We start from the raw sequence: 1,564 nt of genomic DNA on the forward strand, positions 1-1,564 counted from the left end.
TAGTATTAAAATACAACATAATTATCTGTTAATAATTTGTTACATTTAGTATATAGATTGATTATATCAATTCTTTATATTATAATATATTTTAAATATATTTAACAGAGGTGTTGAAATGAGATTTCTTCAAGGTACATATGGAATTGATTTATTATCATTACTACTACTATTTTTAAGTTCTTTATTTAACCTTTCTCGTTATACAAGAATAGTAGGGTTGGCAATATTTTTAATAGCTATATTTAGAGTGTTTTCAAGAAATATATATAAAAGACGAAGTGAGCTTAATTCGTTTATTTCTTTTATAAATAAACCATTATCTAAGTTTGGGGTTTCAATTCCTATTAATCTTCCACCTTTTGATTTAAATAATCTATCTTATGTTTTTAGAATATTTGAGAATAAAATTAAAGAAAAGAAGAATTTTAAAATAACAAAATGTCCAACCTGTGGGCAAAAATTAAGGCTTCCTAGGAAAAAAGGAAAGATAGTAGTAACTTGTAAAAGATGTTCAAACAAATTTGATTTTAAAACTTAAAATACTTAAAAATAGGATAGGGATTATAAAATTTTAATCCCTATCCTATTTTATTTTTATCTTATGGAATATCTATACCTCTTCCTGCAACATATATTTCAAACCATTGATCTTTTGTAAGTTTTAATTCTGTTGCTCTAACTGCACCTTTAATTCTTTCTATATTTCCAGATCCAACTATAGGCATTATTTTACTTGGATGCATTAGTATCCATGCATATACTACTTCATCAATATCTGTAGCTCCAACCTCTTCTTTTACATTATTTAAAGCTTTTCTAACTCTAAGTGAAGCTTCATCTTCTCCTTTAAATATCTTTCCTCCTGCCAAAGGTGACCATGCCATTGGTTTAACTCTTTTCTCAAGCATTAAATCTAAAGTTCCATTTTCAAAATGCTCTAAATTTAAAGGTGATACTTCTATTTGATTAGTTACTAATTCATTATCTAAATAAGAATTTAGCATATTAAATTGAGCTGGTAAGAAATTAGATACTCCAAAATTTCTTACTTTCCCTTGACTTTTTAACTTTTTAAAAGCCTCTGCCACTTCTTCTGGATTTAGTAATGGATCTACTCTATGAATTAATACAAGATCTAGATAATCTGTTTTAAAGTTTTTTAAAGATCTCTCTACTGATTTTATTATATGTTCTGAACTTGTATCATAGCAATGAGACTTATTTTCTGGCCTGTTTATTGAAGGAAACTTAATTCCACACTTTGTAACTATTTGCAGCTTTTCTCTTAATCCCTTTTTTAAGTTTAGTGATTCACCGAACTTTTCTTCACAACAGAAATTACCATATATATCTGCATGATCTATTGTTGTTATCCCCAACTCATAAACTTCTTCTACGAACTTTAGTAATTCTTCATTACTTAACTTCCAATCCATTAATCTCCAATGTCCATGAATTATTCTAGACATTTCTAAATTATTGCTTAATCTAATCTTTTCCATTTTCTTTCATCCTCCCAGTAAAATAATAATTTGTTAGTGCACAGATCACAGTTGTAAAA

At 26.9% G+C, this 1,564-nt stretch carries 2 protein-coding genes; one reads left to right on the plus strand and one right to left on the minus strand.

The window, feature by feature from the left end; translation table 11 throughout:
• The first annotated feature begins 118 nt into the window (after positions 1–118).
• Positions 119–541, plus strand: a complete 423-nt coding sequence (locus A500_RS05135) for a hypothetical protein (RefSeq protein ID WP_016206523.1) — start codon at positions 119–121, stop codon at positions 539–541.
• Positions 542–602: 61 nt separating this feature from the next.
• Here the strand turns inward: A500_RS05135 and A500_RS05140 are convergent, their stop codons facing one another.
• Positions 603–1,505 (minus strand): aldo/keto reductase, encoded by a 903-nt coding sequence (locus A500_RS05140; protein WP_016206524.1) that lies wholly within the window; start codon positions 1,503–1,505, stop codon positions 603–605.
• Positions 1,506–1,564: the final 59 nt, after the last annotated feature.

The organism is Clostridium sartagoforme AAU1, from assembly GCF_000401215.1.
In the GTDB taxonomy this organism is placed as follows: Bacteria; Bacillota; Clostridia; order Clostridiales; family Clostridiaceae; genus Clostridium; species Clostridium sartagoforme.

Bases quoted from the DNA above. Each gene is read 5' to 3' on its own strand.
- A500_RS05135 (WP_016206523.1), top strand. From the start codon at position 119: ATGAGATTTCTTCAAGGTACATATGGAATTGATTTATTATCATTACTA.
- A500_RS05140 (WP_016206524.1), bottom strand. From the start codon at position 1,505: ATGGAAAAGATTAGATTAAGCAATAATTTAGAAATGTCTAGAATAATT.